The organism is Stenotrophomonas sp. 1L-E-5-B-C3, from assembly GCF_057292075.1.
Genome location: NZ_JBXAWS010000013.1, coordinates 133,757 through 148,932, shown reverse-complemented (window position 1 = coordinate 148,932; position 15,176 = coordinate 133,757). Strand labels below are relative to the sequence as shown.

Annotated in this window: 15 protein-coding genes; 2 read left to right on the top strand and 13 right to left on the bottom strand. The window is 64.4% G+C overall.

Translation table 11 applies throughout. From position 1 onward, the window contains the following. Positions 1 to 165: 165 nt before the first annotated feature. Genes rfbD through rfbB form a run of 4 tightly spaced genes read right to left on the bottom strand, consistent with a single transcriptional unit; the run spans position 166 to position 3,612 of the window. Positions 166 to 1,104, bottom strand: a complete 939-nt coding sequence (gene rfbD / locus AC0Z6F_RS16475) for a dTDP-4-dehydrorhamnose reductase (RefSeq protein ID WP_012509983.1) — start codon at positions 1,102 to 1,104, stop codon at positions 166 to 168. Further along, entirely contained in the window at positions 1,101 to 1,658 is a 558-nt protein-coding gene (gene rfbC, locus AC0Z6F_RS16470; protein ID WP_012509982.1) for a dTDP-4-dehydrorhamnose 3,5-epimerase, read from the bottom strand. Before rfbC ends, rfbD begins: the two co-directional genes overlap by 4 nt. Further along, positions 1,655 to 2,542, bottom strand: coding sequence for a glucose-1-phosphate thymidylyltransferase RfbA (rfbA, locus tag AC0Z6F_RS16465; protein WP_485617649.1), 888 nt, complete (start codon positions 2,540 to 2,542; stop codon positions 1,655 to 1,657). The genes rfbC and rfbA overlap by 4 nt, the downstream gene beginning before the upstream one ends. 14 nt (positions 2,543 to 2,556) lie before the next feature. After that, positions 2,557 to 3,612, bottom strand: coding sequence for a dTDP-glucose 4,6-dehydratase (gene rfbB, locus AC0Z6F_RS16460; protein WP_448122543.1), 1,056 nt, complete (start codon positions 3,610 to 3,612; stop codon positions 2,557 to 2,559). 285 nt (positions 3,613 to 3,897) lie between these two features. Here rfbB and AC0Z6F_RS16455 point away from each other — a divergent pair, with 285 nt between their 5' ends. Together AC0Z6F_RS16455 and AC0Z6F_RS16450 are read left to right on the top strand one after the other, a co-directional pair. Further along, positions 3,898 to 4,644 (top strand): electron transfer flavoprotein subunit beta/FixA family protein, encoded by a 747-nt coding sequence (locus tag AC0Z6F_RS16455; RefSeq protein WP_012509979.1) that lies wholly within the window; start codon positions 3,898 to 3,900, stop codon positions 4,642 to 4,644. Next, entirely contained in the window at positions 4,644 to 5,582 is a 939-nt protein-coding gene (locus tag AC0Z6F_RS16450; RefSeq protein ID WP_448122542.1) for an electron transfer flavoprotein subunit alpha/FixB family protein, read from the top strand. The genes AC0Z6F_RS16455 and AC0Z6F_RS16450 overlap by 1 nt, the downstream gene beginning before the upstream one ends. Before the next feature lie 590 nt (positions 5,583 to 6,172). Here the strand turns inward: AC0Z6F_RS16450 and AC0Z6F_RS16445 are convergent. The 9 genes from AC0Z6F_RS16445 to AC0Z6F_RS16405 all read right to left on the bottom strand — a co-directional run bounded on the left by AC0Z6F_RS16445 (position 6,173) and on the right by AC0Z6F_RS16405 (position 15,174). Further along, positions 6,173 to 6,934 carry a DNA adenine methylase gene (locus AC0Z6F_RS16445; RefSeq protein WP_485617652.1) on the bottom strand — a complete coding sequence of 254 codons (762 nt, stop codon included), beginning with the start codon at positions 6,932 to 6,934 and terminating at the stop codon, positions 6,173 to 6,175. Positions 6,935 to 7,096: 162 nt separating this feature from the next. After that, entirely contained in the window at positions 7,097 to 8,008 is a 912-nt protein-coding gene (locus AC0Z6F_RS16440; protein ID WP_485617654.1) for a hypothetical protein, read from the bottom strand. A gap of 5 nt (positions 8,009 to 8,013) precedes the next feature. Further along, a complete protein-coding gene (locus AC0Z6F_RS16435; RefSeq protein WP_485617656.1) occupies positions 8,014 to 10,272 on the bottom strand; it encodes a hypothetical protein in 2,259 nt (752 codons plus the stop codon). After that, entirely contained in the window at positions 10,265 to 10,492 is a 228-nt protein-coding gene (locus AC0Z6F_RS16430; RefSeq protein WP_485617658.1) for a hypothetical protein, read from the bottom strand. The genes AC0Z6F_RS16435 and AC0Z6F_RS16430 overlap by 8 nt, the downstream gene beginning before the upstream one ends. Further along, entirely contained in the window at positions 10,492 to 10,722 is a 231-nt protein-coding gene (locus AC0Z6F_RS16425) for a hypothetical protein (protein ID WP_040006695.1), read from the bottom strand. Before AC0Z6F_RS16425 ends, AC0Z6F_RS16430 begins: the two co-directional genes overlap by 1 nt. 11 nt (positions 10,723 to 10,733) lie before the next feature. Then, complete coding sequence (locus AC0Z6F_RS16420) at positions 10,734 to 11,516, bottom strand: phage BR0599 family protein (protein WP_485617660.1); 783 nt, start codon at positions 11,514 to 11,516, stop codon at positions 10,734 to 10,736. Further along, positions 11,513 to 13,090: a hypothetical protein gene (locus AC0Z6F_RS16415; protein WP_485617662.1), complete on the bottom strand. Its 1,578-nt coding sequence runs from the start codon at positions 13,088 to 13,090 to the stop codon at positions 11,513 to 11,515. The genes AC0Z6F_RS16420 and AC0Z6F_RS16415 overlap by 4 nt, the downstream gene beginning before the upstream one ends. A 122-nt stretch (positions 13,091 to 13,212) precedes the next feature. Next, on the bottom strand, positions 13,213 to 14,196 hold the full coding sequence (locus tag AC0Z6F_RS16410; protein ID WP_485617664.1) for a hypothetical protein: 984 nt from the start codon (positions 14,194 to 14,196) through the stop codon (positions 13,213 to 13,215). 3 nt (positions 14,197 to 14,199) lie between these two features. Next, a complete protein-coding gene (locus tag AC0Z6F_RS16405) occupies positions 14,200 to 15,174 on the bottom strand; it encodes a hypothetical protein (protein WP_485617666.1) in 975 nt (324 codons plus the stop codon). Between the last annotated feature and the right edge of the window lie 2 nt (positions 15,175 to 15,176).

Sequence of the window (15,176 nt, the reverse complement as noted above, 5' to 3'; positions counted from 1 at the left end):
ACCGGCACTACGTCGCGATCAGCGATCGCACCTACGATTCCACACATGTCAGGCGTTTCCTTGAAGACGATCGGCGCATTCTAGCCTGCGCGTCCGGCGTCGCCCTCCTGTCCGCTTAATGAAAGTGTCCGGAAAGGTGTCTGCACTGCCGGCGGGGAAACCAGTCTAGTTCGTCCAGGAGGCCCTGCCCCCAGCGGACTCATCCCGCAAGCGTTTGATTTCATTCATCACAATGGCAAGTCCCTCATGCCAATCCGGGAGAGCAGTGCCCAAGTCCTGCTGCAGCTTGCGGTTGTCCAACACCGACCAGGCCGGACGCTTGGCCGGGGTCGGATACTCGGAACTGGGAATCGCCTCGACCGCCGGCACTTTGGCCAACACGCCGGTGGCCAACGCCTCGGCGAAGATCGCCTCGGCGAACCCATACCAACTGGTCTGGCCGCTGGCTGTCAGGTGCCAGGTACCAGACAGCTGGCCCGGATGCTGCAGCGCCTGCGCGGTGACATCGGCGATCAGCGCGGCGGGAGTGGGCGTACCGATCTGGTCGGCCACCACCCGCAACGCATCGCGCTCGGCGCCCACACGCAGCATGGTGCGCAGGAAGTTCGCGCCATGCGAGGCATACACCCATGCCGTGCGGAAGATCAGATGGCGTCCTCCCGCAGCCCGTACGGCGTCCTCGCCATCACGCTTGCTGATGCCATAGACACCCAGCGGTGCGGTCGGCTCGTCCTCACGGTACGGTGCCGTGCCCTGGCCATCGAACACATAGTCGGTGGAGTAATGCACGAACGGCACATCATGCGCCGCACACCAACGCGCGATCACGCCCGGTGCCTCTGCGTTGACCGCAAAGGCCGCGTCGACTTCCCGTTCGGCACGGTCGACGGCGGTGTAAGCCGCCGCATTGACTACGACCGATGGCTGAAGCCGGTCGAGCAAGGCCGGCAGGCTGTCCGGCTGGTCGAAATCGGCGGTTTCGCAGACGCTGCCATCGGGCAGGATGCCGCTGCGGGTGGTCGTGACCACCTTGCCCAGCGGCACCAGCGCGCGCAGCAGTTCCTGGCCGACCTGGCCGTTGCCGCCGAGTACCAGAACGGTCATGGCACGTAGACCGGCAGGCGGTCTTCAGCGATGTCCTTCAGGAAGGGAGCACTCTCATCCTTGGCCGACAGCGTCGGTGCACTGATCGGCCAGTCCACGGCGATGTCCGCATCGTTCCAGCGCACGCCGGCATCGAAGTCCTTGAGGTACACCTCGGTGCACAGGTAACTGAACACCGCGCGTTCGGACAGCACCGCAAAGCCGTGCGCGAAGCCATCCGGAATCCAGAACTGCTTCTTGTTCTCGGCGCTCAGCACTACCGCTTCCCACTGGCCGAAGGTCGGCGAGCCACGGCGGATATCTACAGCGACATCATAGACCTCCCCTTCCAGCACGCTCACCAACTTGCCCTGCGGGCGCGGCCACTGATAATGCAGGCCGCGCAGCACTCCCTGCGCCGAGGTGGAAACATTGCTCTGTGCGAAGCGATGCGGGAGGCCCAGCGCGGCGAAGCGCTCGGCATTCCAGGTTTCGAAGAAGTAACCACGGGCATCACCAAACACGGCCGGCTCGATCACTACGCAGCCGGGCAACCTGGTTTCAATCACTTTCACGGAACGACTCCACGCAGCGCGAGCTTGTGCAGGTACCGGCCGTAGCCATTCTTGATCAGCGGTGCAGCCAGTGCTTCCAGCTGCTCGGCGGTGATCCAGCCCTGGCCGAACGCGATTTCTTCCGGACAGCAGACCTGCAGGCCCTGACGGGTCTGGATGGTCTCGATGAAGTTGGAGGCTTCCAACAGCGACTGATGGGTGCCGGTATCAAGCCAGGCATAGCCACGACCGAGCGCTTCCAGGTGCAGATTGCCTTCCTGCAGATAGCGCTTGTTGAGGTCGGTGATCTCCAATTCGCCACGCGGCGAGGGCTTCAGGTCGACGGCGTAATTGCTGGCGTTGCCGTCGTAGAAGTACAGGCCAGTGACCGCGTAGTTCGAACGCGGGTTTTCCGGCTTTTCGACCAGATCGATCACCTTGCCGCTCTTGTCGAACTCGGCCACGCCGTAGCGCTCAGGATCGTTGACCCAGTAGCCAAACACTGTGGCGCCCTGATCGCGCGCGTCCGCGCGCCTCAGCATTTCACGCAGGCCATGGCCGTGAAAGATGTTGTCACCCAGCACCAGGCAGCTCGGCTTGCCGGCCACGAAATCACGGCCGATCAGGTAGGCCTGGGCCAGGCCATCGGGGCTTGGCTGCACCGCGTACTGAATGTCCATGCCCCACTGTGAACCGTCACCCAGCAGCTGCTGGAACAGGGCCTGCTCGTGCGGGGTGTTGATGATCAGCACTTCACGGATGCCCGCCAGCATCAGGACGCTGAGCGGGTAGTAGATCATCGGCTTGTCGTATACCGGCAGCAGCTGCTTGCTGACGCCCTTGGTGATCGGATACAGCCGGGTGCCGGAGCCGCCGGCGAGAATGATGCCCTTGCGCTGGGTCATGAGGCCTCCTGGGTTCAGCCCGCGGTGCCGATGCGCTGCAGACGGTAGCTGCCGTCGAGCACGCCGTTGACCCATTCCTGGTTGTCCAGGTACCAGTCGACGGTGAAGGTGATGCCCTGCCCGAAGGTGTAGGCCGGTTCCCAGCCCAGGTCGTTCTTCAGCTTCGACGCATCGATCGCGTAGCGGCGGTCGTGGCCGGGGCGGTCGGCCACGTAGGTGATCTGGCTGCTGCGCGGCTGGCCATCCTCACGCGGGCGGCGCGCATCGAGCAGCGCGCAGATCGCCTGCACCACTTCGATGTTCTGCTTTTCCGAGTTGCCGCCGACGTTGTAGGTCTCGCCGACCTGGCCCTTGGCCAGCACGGTGCGGATCGCTTCGCAGTGGTCGGACACGAACAGCCAGTCGCGCACCTGCTTGCCATCGCCGTAAACAGGCAGCGGCTCGCCAGCCAGCGCCTTGGCGATCACCAGCGGAATCAGCTTCTCGGGGAAGTGGTACGGGCCGTAATTGTTGGAGCAGTTGGTGGTCAGCACCGGCAGCCCGTACGTATGGTGGAAGGCGCGGACCAAATGGTCCGAAGCCGCCTTCGACGCCGAGTACGGCGAATTCGGGGCATACGGCGTGGTTTCGCTGAACTTGCCGGTCTCGCCCAAGGTGCCGTACACCTCGTCGGTGGACACGTGCAGGAAGCGGAAGTCCGCACCCTGCTCGGCCGGCAGCGCCTTCCAGTAGTCACGCACGGCTTCCAGCAGGCCCAGGGTGCCCACCACGTTGGTCTGGATGAAGGCGCCCGGACCGTCGATGGAGCGGTCGACGTGGCTCTCGGCGGCAAAGTTCAGCACGGCGTCGGGCTGGTGTTCGGCCAGCAGGCGCGTGACCAGGGCGCTGTCGCCGATATCGCCCTGCACGAATACGTGGTTCGGGTTGCCATCAAGGCTGGACAGGGTCTTCAGGTTGCCGGCGTAGGTCAGCACATCAAGGTTGATGACCTTGACGCCGCGCGCGACGGCTTCAAGAACGAAGTTACCGCCAATGAATCCGGCGCCGCCGGTGACAAGCCATGTGGGCACTACCTGTTCTCCTGATCGATCTATCGAAGTTCGGCGATATGAGAACCGTCCGATTCAGCCATACAGAATACATGGAGGGCCCCTGCCAACTGTCTGCCGAGCATGAACAAGGGACCCGGCGCGATGGGCTTTGCCGCGCTGCAGCAAAACCATACGCATTCGCATGGTCACCCCAAGCCAGCTAGAATCGGGGTCCCACCCCCGAACCGGTTGCTGTTGCAGGACCGGGCGTTCTCCGCAACTGTGAGCCGGCCAGCGGCCGGCACTACAAGGATCGAGCAGCAGATGAAAATCCTCGTCGCGTACAAGCGCGTGGTGGACTACAACGTCCGCATTCAGGTCAAGCCGGACGGTTCCGGCGTGGTCACCGACGGCGTCAAGCTGTCCCCCAACCCCTTCGATGAAATCGCCTTGGAAGAAGCCCTGCGCCTGCGCGACAAGGGCATCGCCAGCGAAGTCGTGGTTGCCACCATCGCGCCGGCCGACGCCCAGGCGCACCTGCGCAACGGCCTGGCCATGGGCGCCAACCGTGCCATCCACGTCGTCACCGACCAGGCCATCCAGCCGCTGACCGCCTCGCGCACCCTGCTCAAGCTGATCGAGAAGGAACAGCCGGACCTGGTGATCCTCGGCAAGCAGGCCATCGACGACGACGCCAACCAGACCGGCCAGATGCTGGCCACGCTGTGGGGCCGCCCGCAGGCGACCTTCGCCAGCAAGCTCGAGATCGCCGACGGCAAGGCCACGGTCACCCGTGAAGTCGATGCTGGCCTGGAAACACTGGAAGTCGATCTGCCGGCCGTGGTCACCACCGACCTGCGCCTGAACGAGCCGCGCTTCATCAAGCTGCCGGACATCATGAAGGCCAAGGCCAAGCCGCTGGAGACCCTGCAGCTGGCCGACCTCGGCGTTGAAGCCGCCGACACCTTCAAGACCACCCAGTACGCAGCGCCGTCCAAGCGCAGCAAGGGTGTGATGGTCAAGGACGCAGCCGAACTGGTTGCCGCACTCAAGCAGAAGGGGTTGCTGTAATGAGCAGGATTCTCGTCATCGCCGAGCACCACGACGGTAAGCTCAACGCCGCTACCGCCAAGACCGTCAGCGCTGCTGCCGCCATCAGCGGTGCCAGCATCGACGTGCTGGTGCTGGCCGCCGACCCGGCCGCCGTTGCCGCCGAGGCCGCGAAGATCGCTGGCGTCGCCAAGGTCCTGACCGTGGCCAACGCTGCCAATGCGCAGGCCATCGCCCAGGTGCTGGCGCCGCAGATCGCGCAGCTGGCCAAGGGTTACACCCACGTGTTCGGCCCGTCGACCACCTTCGGCAAGGACCTGATGCCGTGTGTGGCCGCCTTGCTCGGCGTCAACCAGGTCTCCGACCTGATGAGCGTTGAAGGTAGCCACACCTTCAAGCGTCCGATCTACGCCGGCAACGCGATCATCACCGTGGAAGCCCCGGCCGATCAGATCGTGGTCGCCACCGTGCGTGCAGCCTCGTGGCCGGAAGCCGCCCAAGGCGGCAGCGCCGCGATTGAAGCCGCCAATGTCGATGCCGCGCTGCCGGGCCACACCCGCTTCGTCGGCCTGGCCGCCGGTGCCAGCGACCGCCCGGACCTGCAGAGCGCCAAGCGTGTGGTCTCCGGTGGTCGTGGTGTCGGTTCGGAAGAGAACTTCAAGGTCATCTTCCAGCTGGCCGACAAGCTCGGTGCCGCCGTCGGTGCTTCGCGTGCCGCAGTTGATGCCGGCTATGTGCCCAGCGACCTGCAGGTTGGCCAGACCGGCAAGATCATCGCGCCGGAACTGTATGTGGCGGTCGGCATCAGTGGTGCGATCCAGCACCTGACCGGCATCAAGGATGCCGGCACGATCGTGGCGATCAACAAGGACGGCGACGCGCCGATCTTCGAGATCGCCGACATCGGCCTGGCGGGGGATCTGTTTGCGATCCTGCCGGAGCTGGAAAAGGCGCTGTAAACCTCACTCCCGGCAAGTACGCTATCAACTACCGGGGGACCAGACCCACCCAATGGCAGCCCGGCGCGTAACCGGGTTGCCGGGGCACCTGTCTGGATCAGATACTCCGTTCCTGCACAGCCGACCGGCGGCCCCTCCCGCTCCTCCTGGCGCAGGATCACGGATAATTGCCTATCGTTCGGACGGATGAGCCCGACGACTGGGCTGGACGACTGGGCTGAACGCCCCCCCATAAAGCACATGAGCGGCAGCCGGCGTACCGCGAGCCTCGCGCCTGAATATCGATAGCGATTACCGAGGTTGCCATCATCTATCATTCGCCTCGTCACCGGTAACCATGAAAGGCATGAAAATGCGACAAAACAATGCGGCTACGAACCGGGGCTTTCCTCTGTGACGGCTTCCAATCGACCGCTTTGCGTGGATCTTGATGGAACCCTACTGCGTTCTGACATCCTCTACGAGTCCTTGTTGGTGTAACGGCGCGCGATAAATCGCCCGCCAGACGTGAGATAAACGGTGGGGCGCCCATGTTGCGCCCACCGAAATGAAATTGCACGGGGCGGAACCCGCCCCGTGCCTCGGCGGGACTACCAGGTCGTGTAGATCAGCTCGCGCCGCTGCACCGCCTGCCGGCCGATCGTGTACCGGATTGGCACCACCCGGTCCCTGAACTGGCCAAACACTTCCCGCATGGCCGGGTGGTCGTTGATCGTCAGGATGGCAGAGCCACGCAGCCCAGCCATCTGACGCGCCAGCTCCTGGTACTGCTCCATCCCAAAGGGAGCGCCATACCCTTCGGTCTCCCAGTACGGCGGATCCAAGAAGAACAGGGTATCGGCGGCATCGTACTTGGCCATGCACTGCTGCCAGGCGAGGTGTTCGACGGTGACCTTGTGGAGCCGGAGGTGCGCAACGCTCAGATCCTCTTCGATGCGCAGCAGATTGAGGCCCTTGCCGCCCCGGCCGAACCCTGGGGTCTGGCCAGTCGCCTTGCCGCCCCAAGCCAGTCGCTGCAGGTAGTAGAAGCGTGCAGCTCGCTGGATATCGGTAAGGGTGTCCGGATGCTGAAGCTGGCACCAGCGGAACATTTCTCGGCTCGTCAGGGCCCACTTGAACTGTCGGACGAACTCCTCAAGGTGGTTGGCCACCACCCGGTAGAGGCGCACCAGCTCGCCGTGGCAGTCATTCAGTACCTCGGCCTTGGCTGGCTCTCTCGCGAACAGAAGAGCAGCGCCGCCGGCGAACGCCTCGACGTAGGTGCGATGAGGGGTATCGGCCACCAGGGGCAGCAGGTGGGGCAGCAGGCGGGTCTTCCCGCCCGGCCAGGGGAACAGCGTGGTCGTCTTCATTCTCAGCCTCTGCGATGGTTCTAGGCCAGGCTTGTCTCCCCCGCGCGGGGAGCAGGGCCTCGGCCAATGGCACGCGGGCTGTACGCGTGTGTTGCGGCGCCAGGCAGGCAGTTGGAGCTGCCCGCCTGGCGCCCTGTTCTAGCTTCCGTCGGATTGGCCGGGTCAGATGCGGGCGTTGTAGACCCAGTGGAACCACAGCTCGGCGGGCGCATTCACTCCAGGAGGCAGTCCACACTCGATCACGAAGCCGCCTTCGCTCGCGTAGGTGACAGTGGAGATGCAGTCGCCAAGGTCACGCACCCGCACCTGATTGTTGGCTGCCTGTGGGTTGAACACGACAACGCCGCCGCCACTCCTCTTGGGAACCTTGCACTGGATAAACCGACGGTAGGTCGTGCCGACAAAGACGTAGTCAAGCACCATGCCGCTTGCAAACGAGGCGGCGACGTTAGGTTGCGGACGGATCGCCTGGTTGAAGGACTTCTCGTAGTAGCGCTGGCAAAGGAGCAGCTCCAGCCCCTTTGGCCTGAACTCAGTACTGGTCGCCACCTTGCCTCGCTCCAGCTTCGGCTGGCGATAGGTGACGTTTGTCGCGGTCAACTGCACGATCATGTCGCCGCTACCTACTGGAGTAAGGGTGACCCCACGTCGACCGGAGCCAGCAGTGATCGAACCAGTGGCGCCGCCAACGCTTACCGATATGGCTCCGCTAGGGTCTTCAACGCTGAACGTCAGTGGCCGCCCCCAAGCGGTCTCCGGCGATTCCACAACTTGCTGGAGCGGCCCGCTCACATGGCTGAAAAGGCCATCAGCACCGATGGAAATGTTGCATCCCCCCGAACCAGCCCTCCACATGTCGTACCCGTACGCGCCAGCGGCGAGCGCACCGCCGGCGAACACGTCCTGATTGATGGGTACACCACAGTTGATGAGCATGTTGCGGCCGGAGCCAGCCAGTTCGACCAACTGACCGCCGGTCGCCCTGCGATTAGCGCCATTCTGGACCACATCCAGGTAGTCGGCTTCTGACAGGGCGGATGCTACTGGTAGGGCAGATATTTTGACGTCAGGCATTGGGGTTACTCCAAGATGATCGGGTCGCCGGTTTCCGTGACGATGCGGTCGCCCGCTTCGGTCACCAGCTGGGCGCGGTAGAGGAAGGTGTGCTGCAGGCGCTGCCAGCTGGTGAAGCCGTCGCGGACGGCCTCGATCTCAACCCGCAGGGTCTTGCCACCGCTGCCGACTGGCGGCAGGTAGCTGTCGGTCGCGGCCGTGATGCCGGCCTGCGTGCGCACCAGGGTGTCCTGCAGGTACCAGCGTGCGGTGTACGTCGTGCCCGGCTCTGGGCCGATGCTCGCCTGCTCGGAGTCCACCAACTGGTCGGCCTGCAGGAGACGGTCGCGGTGCGCCCAGGTGGCCACGACTGTGCCGCCATTGCCCCAGGCCTCGGCCGGGCAGGCATCGCCGTTGATGCGCAGCCGTGCCGGCGGGTAGGGCCGGATCTGGCGCCGACGCATCGTCAGCGCGATCGCCGTGGCCAGATCCGGGTTCAGCTCGCCCTGGCTGGTGCGGGTGATCAGCTTGGCCTGAGGGGATTCGTTGGCCAAGTACTCGCGGCCATCGAAACCTACGTACTCATCGGTGAACCACACCCGCGCACCCACGGCATGCGGCATCGGCACGGTATCTACGCAGCCACGGGCCACGGTCAGCGTCGCCGCCACTGGGTCGATCGAGACCACCCGGACAAGCTCGTCATCAATCAGTGCCTCGGTGCCGACCTCGATCATGTCCAGGCTGACGCCGGCGGACAGCGCAATAGCCGTTGTGGTGGCCGCCATTGCGGTGATCAGCAGACCAGTGGGGGCGAAGTCGGCCGCGCCCGCCTCGGCGAACGCCGCACTGCCCAGGCGGGTCTGCAGCGTGTAGCCGAATGCCACCGAGGTCGGCCGTACGCCGATCGAAGTGAGGTAGCCAGCATCGGATGAGACGGCAGCCAGCTCCGTTGCCCCGAGAGTCGTGGCCAGGTCGCGGTAACTGGCCTCCTGCAGGCGCTGCACGGTGACCGGCTTGGGCTTGGTATCAGGCTCCACCCAGGCGCTGTCCGAAGGCTGGATGTAGCTGGCTGAAGCCATGCCGGCGACGTCCTGGGCGACGGTCAGCACCACGGACGTTTCGGTCTGTGTGCCGCCGTCGACGTCCAGGATGCGCACCGGCATGCGTGCCACGCCGCGCCGTGGCCACGACAGGGCGCGCACCTGCCCGCGCTTGAAGGGGCCGGCATCCTGGCGCACCCGGATCTTCACCCTGCAGGGCAAGCTGCTCACTGCAGCCACTTCGCGCGCCGCAACCCGCCCCGCGAGTGCTGCGTTCCACAGGCCGGGATAGTTCTTGCGACTGCTGACGACACGGCCCTGCGCCTGAACGCTGGCCAGATTCTGGTAGGTGACAGCTGCGTCCTTGTTGGTGGCGATATCCCGGTAGACGACCGTGATCTCGTTGACGCTGCCTTCCAGCATCGGCTGCTGCCACTCCAGCAGCTCGATGATGTTCGCCGGGCCGATCTCTTCCAGGGTGGCTGGGTCATAGTCCGGCCGCACCAGCACCAGCTCGGTCAGCCCCGTCACCGGATCCTCGATGCGCATGCCACCAATGTGGTCGCACACCATGTCCATGAACTCGCCTGCAGGAACTGATCGGGACCACTTCAGGCACAGGCCGAACCCTTCGTTCTTCAACGTCTGTGCCGCCTTGCGGAAGCTCTCGTCGTTGATCACGTCGATCGGGTGGCCCATGCCCTCAGTGCGCACCTGGTAGATGATGTGGGCCGGGTTCATCCCTTCATCGATCTGCACCAGGTCGCCCTGCCAAAGCCCCTTTTTCCAGCCTTGGCGCCAGCGCGAGACCTTCTTCGTCCAATTCTTGATGTAAGGGTTCATGGCCGACACCTGGCCATTGAAAACCGTCGTGAACAGGCCACGGGCAGCTGGCCACGGGCCGGGCACCAGCGACTGCAGATAGGCGCTTGGCATCTGGGCGGGCTCGCCCATGCGCACCTCCAGCGTGCCGACGATGCCGCCTTCGCCCTTGTCGCCGCCGAAGATTTCCGGCGCCAGGATGGTGATCGATCGAGATGCTGTAATCGGCCCGGTGGCAGGCACCGTCCTGGGGATGTTCATCCCGAGAACCTTGGTCCACGCCGTTTGCGCGCTACCGTCCCAGACCTTGCGATCGCCCACGCGGATCTCCCGCAGCGCGTCGACCGGGCCAAGGCATTCGCCCATGTAGAGAGCCATGTAGTAGCGATAGCCTACGGTCTGTTTCTTGCCACTACCCACGGTCAGCCTCCTCGCGTGCGATCGCCGCCAGGCGCAATGCGAAGGCGTCGTCCAGCGCTTCGAACTGCTCTACCGGCAGGCCTTCATCCAGGAAGCGACGCAGATCCAGACCGTGACGAGCCATCCAGGTGCGGATGCCGGCGGCGCACAGTACACCGCTTTGCTCGCCCAGCTTGGCCGCGCGCGCGTGTTCGACGGTAACCAGCACAGGGCGCTCCATCACTTCTTTCCACCCTTGACCTTGATCGGTGTGGTGCGCAGATCGCCGTAGAACAGCACGTTGGGATCATCGATCCAGTTCGTACCGAAGACCATGCTGCACTCGCGACCGTCCTCGGCGGTGGGGACATTGAAGTCCTCCAGGGCGGCCGGCTTCGGAACCGTAGGCTTCGGGCGCATCACGTAACTGACGATCAGCGCTACGATCATTACGACGATTTGAACCCACATGGGAGGCTCCTTTAGAAGATGGGATCAGGTCCGAAGGGGTTCTTCGGCGGGATGGTGTGCTGGCCGCCGTAGTTCAGCGCGTTGTTGAACTTCTCGTGGCAGATCTGCAGGGCATGGCCACAGCCGGGGTAGGCGGACACCAGTGCGCCTGCAGCGAGCGGCGCTGCGGTCAGCAGCGTGAGGGTCGGGCCGACGTGGCCAACCACGAAGCGGTACTCGACGGCTGTGCCCTGGACCCACTTGATGAAGCCGCCCACGAACCAGCCGTCCGGCTTCGCTGCAAAGGCAGTGGACGTGATCGTCTGAGTGGATGCGGCGGACAACATGCCGTCGACCCGGAATAGCTCCGGATTCACCCCGCAGTCGGCGTCGAACAGCGCGAAAGGGCACTGTCCCTGCCAGCACCGGCGAAGGCCGTTGGTCGCGGCGGCGCCGATGTTGCTCTGGCAGGTCAAGACCAGGTCATTCTGCCGCTCGGTGAAATCGCTCAGTACGCCATTCCACGTGCCCCGGATAGCGCCATCGCTCTTCCGGATCCGCCACCACCGGACGATGATGCGTTCGGTCGGCGGATAGGGGCGAAGCACCGATGCCAGTGGGAGCGACAGCGGCACGGTCACCTCCAGATTTGACCGGGCCTCTTGGGCCGATTGCCCAAGGCGGCCGCGCTTGATGGCCTCGGCGGTGAACTGCTGCGAATCGTAGGTTTCGGCCCGATCGCTGGAGGTGTAGCGCCAGCGCTGGGAACCGCGCCCAAACTCGTACAGCTCGACGTGGTGGGAGAACAGGCTCATGGTTCACTCTCCTCGGCGCCGATGCCGGCGAAGGACACCCGGCAGCGCGCCACACCCTCGCCATCGGTTTCGTGGGACAGCTCTACGGTGTCGGAGCTGAGACGGGCCAGCACCATCCAGCTGATCAAGCGAATGGCGCTCGGCTGCAGGGCGATCCCGTGCGGCACGTCCAGCTGCAGGAATTCCCGCTGTGGATCCAGTTCGGTGGCTTCGACCAGCTGCCTGTAGAGAATCTGGCCATTGAACAGTTCGATGCGCAGGTAACGGCGACCGGCCTGGGCACGCCCGAAGCGGGCCACACCTGCCCAGGCGACCACGATGCCACCGGAGGTCGACAACGCCGGTTCAACCAGCTCCAGGTCATCAGCCCAGGACGGCACCCATAGCGCTGATACGCGGCCCTGCAGCCAGTACAGCAGACTGCGCAGGTTGGTCTGCTCCGTGCGCCCCCAGGTCTGCCAGGCATGCGACTGCAGCGGCCAAGCCTTGCCGGTGATGTCATCGACCGCCACCGGCCCGACGTCGCCATCGATCACTACCAGCTGCCGGCCGAACTCGGCCGTCTGCGCCTGGTCAAGGTCAGGGCGCTGCTCCAGCACCGGCCGACCACGATAGGTCGCCGCCGGCGGTACCGCTGGCCAATCGCAGGTCTCCACCGCAGCCAGGCGCACGGTCGACCGCATGACCTGGTCGGTCACCCGTTCCAGGCTGGGGGTTTCGGCGATGCGCGCGGTCCTGCAGGGCAGCACGCGGGTACCCGCCGCCCAGACATTTGCCGTGGGGCGGGCCAGCTGCAGGCCGTCGGCGGTAATGCTGGCCACCTCCACCAGCTCGTAGGTGGTGACGTCCTTCCAGAGCATGGCCAAGCCGCCAATCCGGTAGTCGCGCTGGGTGGCCGCCGGTACCGGAATCGACTGCACGCCCAACACCAGGCGCGCCCGCAGCCACGAAACGTCATTCCAGATCGGCAGCGCCCAGGTCCGAGCCGACCAGTCGAACAGCGCGTGCTCCAGCACCTGGCGCTCACGGCGATCGGCGAGCACGCTGAATTCCCAAGAGCGCCTCGGCGAGCCCCGAAGCGGGTAGCGCGCCTCGCTGCCACCGACAGACTGCTGGACGTCCGTTGCCCAGGCCAGCGTTTCGGTGACCGGCCGCTCCCAGTCCGGGGGCAGCATCCATGCCGACATGCGATTGCCGGTAATCGTGACGGTACGCCGGCCCAGCGCCACGAACTGGTAGGACAGCGTGGCTGCAATGACCGGCGGCCCATCGGTGGTGATGGAGAGCTGCCAGCGGCGCAGCTGCAGCGGCGCGAAGGGCAGTGGCGGCGCGCCTGGCCCAACCAGCTCGACGCCCTCTCCGTTCTCCAGCGCCACCGAGTTCAGCGTCTGCGGCTGCAGGTACGCATTCCAGACCTGCACGTAGCGCACCTGATTGGTGACCAGGTTGCCCAAGTCGATGCGCAGCGGCAGAACGTGGATACGGTAGTACCAGTCATCGAACGACGTGCGCAGCGCCGGGCCGATCGACCGCTGATCGGATTCGACAATGGTGGACTCTCTGGGCACACCCACGCCGAAGCCGGACTTCGCAACGGCTGCGCGAAACTGAACTGGAATGCGCGTGCGCGGCGTTGCCAGATTGGCGCTACGCCAGTTCGGCCCCGTGCTCGTTTGGCTTCCGAGGAGGATAGTCATCAGGACTTCTTCACCGCCCAACCATAGTTGCCGCTTGCTGGCGGAGCGTTGGTGTTATTGCTCATGGCCAGCTTGCGTAGCCACGGAAACACCACCCAGGTTTCATCGCCGACAGTGATCTCCTGCTCCGGCTCCAGCTTCTCCATGTAACAGGCGCGCAGGCCCACGACTTGGCCGATGGCGGAATGGTAGGGGGTTGAGCCAACGCGTCGCACGGTCAACTGGATGGGGTGGAGAACACTGCGACCGGAGAAGGTGTTGTCGTCGGTGCCACGCAGCGCGTATCCAAGCCACAGGCTGTCGTAGCTCGAATTGCCGGTAATCCCATTTGCCTGATCGATTGTTCCGACCCCACTTCCCGCTTGGCCTTCGGCACCCAGCGACCAGCCGTAGTAGCCGCAAATCAGGTGGTAGCAGTTGGCGCGACCTTCCTCGATTGAATCCGCACGAACATGACCGCCGCCGGTTGTCTGGGTGGTGTGTCCGAACAGAACCACGTTGGGCGCGCTGGAGGTGATCATGCCGCTCCAGGAACCTGTCCGCGCCCAGTACGTTCCCTCCACGTAGGTGCCGCCGGCATAGTCACCGGCCTTATCCAGGACACCGAACGCATGGTGGCGGTACTCACCGGCAACCGCCTGAGCGATCGCAACGTGGATCGCGTTGCCATTTGCAAACAGCTTCAGGCGCGGAAACGGCCCAACAAGCTGGTAGGTGCTCACATCGCGAGGCGAAACCAAGGGCTGCGTACTCGGCGGCTGGCCGCCGTCGTAACCAATTGAGATCCGCGAGAGCAGACTTTGCTGATCGTAGTTGAACAGATGTACGTAGTCGGACACACCAGGAATGCGGAGTGTGGCGGTGCGATTGGCGCCTGAGAGGCTGTTGCGCTCGACGGTCCAGCCGTTGGCCTGTGCAAACTGGACGACCAGGTCGATCAGGGTCTGGACGTTCGAAACGTTGGTGAACTCGGCGTAGGCCATCTCTTACTCCAGAGCAAATGCGGCGTATTCGCCGTCGCCAGTTCGATACACATTGGGGATGAGCAGGTGGTCCACGCCGCCCAACGTGACGATCTGCTCGGCCGTGGCGCCAAAGGATGGCGTGTAGAACACCCCGTCGAAGCTGCCGTAGAACTGCCCGCCTTCCGGCATCTCGTCCACGCGCGAGCTGGGCTCACTACCCTCGGACTTCCAGCCGATACCCATCAGCTGTCCACGCTTCAGCCAGCGCTGGCCGTCCAGGCAGTTGCGAACATTCGTATTGGAGATGTACGACGCCCACGGCACGATGAGCCGGCCAGTGGCCAGTTTGGAGCCGGTGTAGCTGTTGCGAATGGGCAGCCACGCTTGCATCGGCGTGAACAGGTAGGCCTGGCTGTACGCATTGTTGGCACGGCCTCTGGCATGGGCGTTCCAGAAGTTGGAATGCTCGTAGGTATCCAAGGACGCAACCGCGTCCCTGCCAAGGTGTGCCCCGCCGATGAACAGCGGATAGCTCCAGTCACTCGGAAGGTGCTCCGGCAGGATGAAGCCGCCATACAGGGCATCGTAGCGGCCGTTGGTGCGGGCGATGACCTTGAAGCAACGGCCGTTGGCTATGAACCAGTATTTGATCGGCGAGTTGACGCCAAGGATAGATACGTACTCGGAGTTTGCCCCCGCCTGGGTCATTCCCGGCAATGCGGGGTTGTATGCGGTGTGGCCGCGCATGCACATGTTGTAGTAGTTGCTCGCCGGCACTACCCACGCCTGCAGCGACAGGTAGATCTCATCTTCACCGGCGAGCCCGCGCCCCTTCAGTGACACAAAATCGTTGGCCGCGATCGGGCCGCTGGCGACGCCGCCCACAACCTGCCAGTGCTGATTGGCAGCCACCAAGGCGGCATTGGAGGTCAGGAAGTCCCGCAGCCGGGTCATGAGGTCGGTGATGTTGGATGCGGTGTCGGTTACCCAGACCATGC

Bases quoted from the DNA above. Each gene is read 5' to 3' on its own strand.
- rfbD (WP_012509983.1), bottom strand. From the start codon at position 1,104: ATGACCGTTCTGGTACTCGGCGGCAACGGCCAGGTCGGCCAGGAACTG.
- AC0Z6F_RS16455 (WP_012509979.1), top strand. From the start codon at position 3,898: ATGAAAATCCTCGTCGCGTACAAGCGCGTGGTGGACTACAACGTCCGC.
- rfbA (WP_485617649.1), bottom strand. From the start codon at position 2,542: ATGACCCAGCGCAAGGGCATCATTCTCGCCGGCGGCTCCGGCACCCGG.
- AC0Z6F_RS16430 (WP_485617658.1), bottom strand. From the start codon at position 10,492: ATGGAGCGCCCTGTGCTGGTTACCGTCGAACACGCGCGCGCGGCCAAG.
- AC0Z6F_RS16440 (WP_485617654.1), bottom strand. From the start codon at position 8,008: ATGCCTGACGTCAAAATATCTGCCCTACCAGTAGCATCCGCCCTGTCA.
- AC0Z6F_RS16450 (WP_448122542.1), top strand. From the start codon at position 4,644: ATGAGCAGGATTCTCGTCATCGCCGAGCACCACGACGGTAAGCTCAAC.
- AC0Z6F_RS16420 (WP_485617660.1), bottom strand. From the start codon at position 11,516: ATGAGCCTGTTCTCCCACCACGTCGAGCTGTACGAGTTTGGGCGCGGT.
- AC0Z6F_RS16425 (WP_040006695.1), bottom strand. From the start codon at position 10,722: ATGTGGGTTCAAATCGTCGTAATGATCGTAGCGCTGATCGTCAGTTAC.
- AC0Z6F_RS16405 (WP_485617666.1), bottom strand. From the start codon at position 15,174: ATGGTCTGGGTAACCGACACCGCATCCAACATCACCGACCTCATGACC.
- AC0Z6F_RS16445 (WP_485617652.1), bottom strand. From the start codon at position 6,934: ATGAAGACGACCACGCTGTTCCCCTGGCCGGGCGGGAAGACCCGCCTG.
- AC0Z6F_RS16410 (WP_485617664.1), bottom strand. From the start codon at position 14,196: ATGGCCTACGCCGAGTTCACCAACGTTTCGAACGTCCAGACCCTGATC.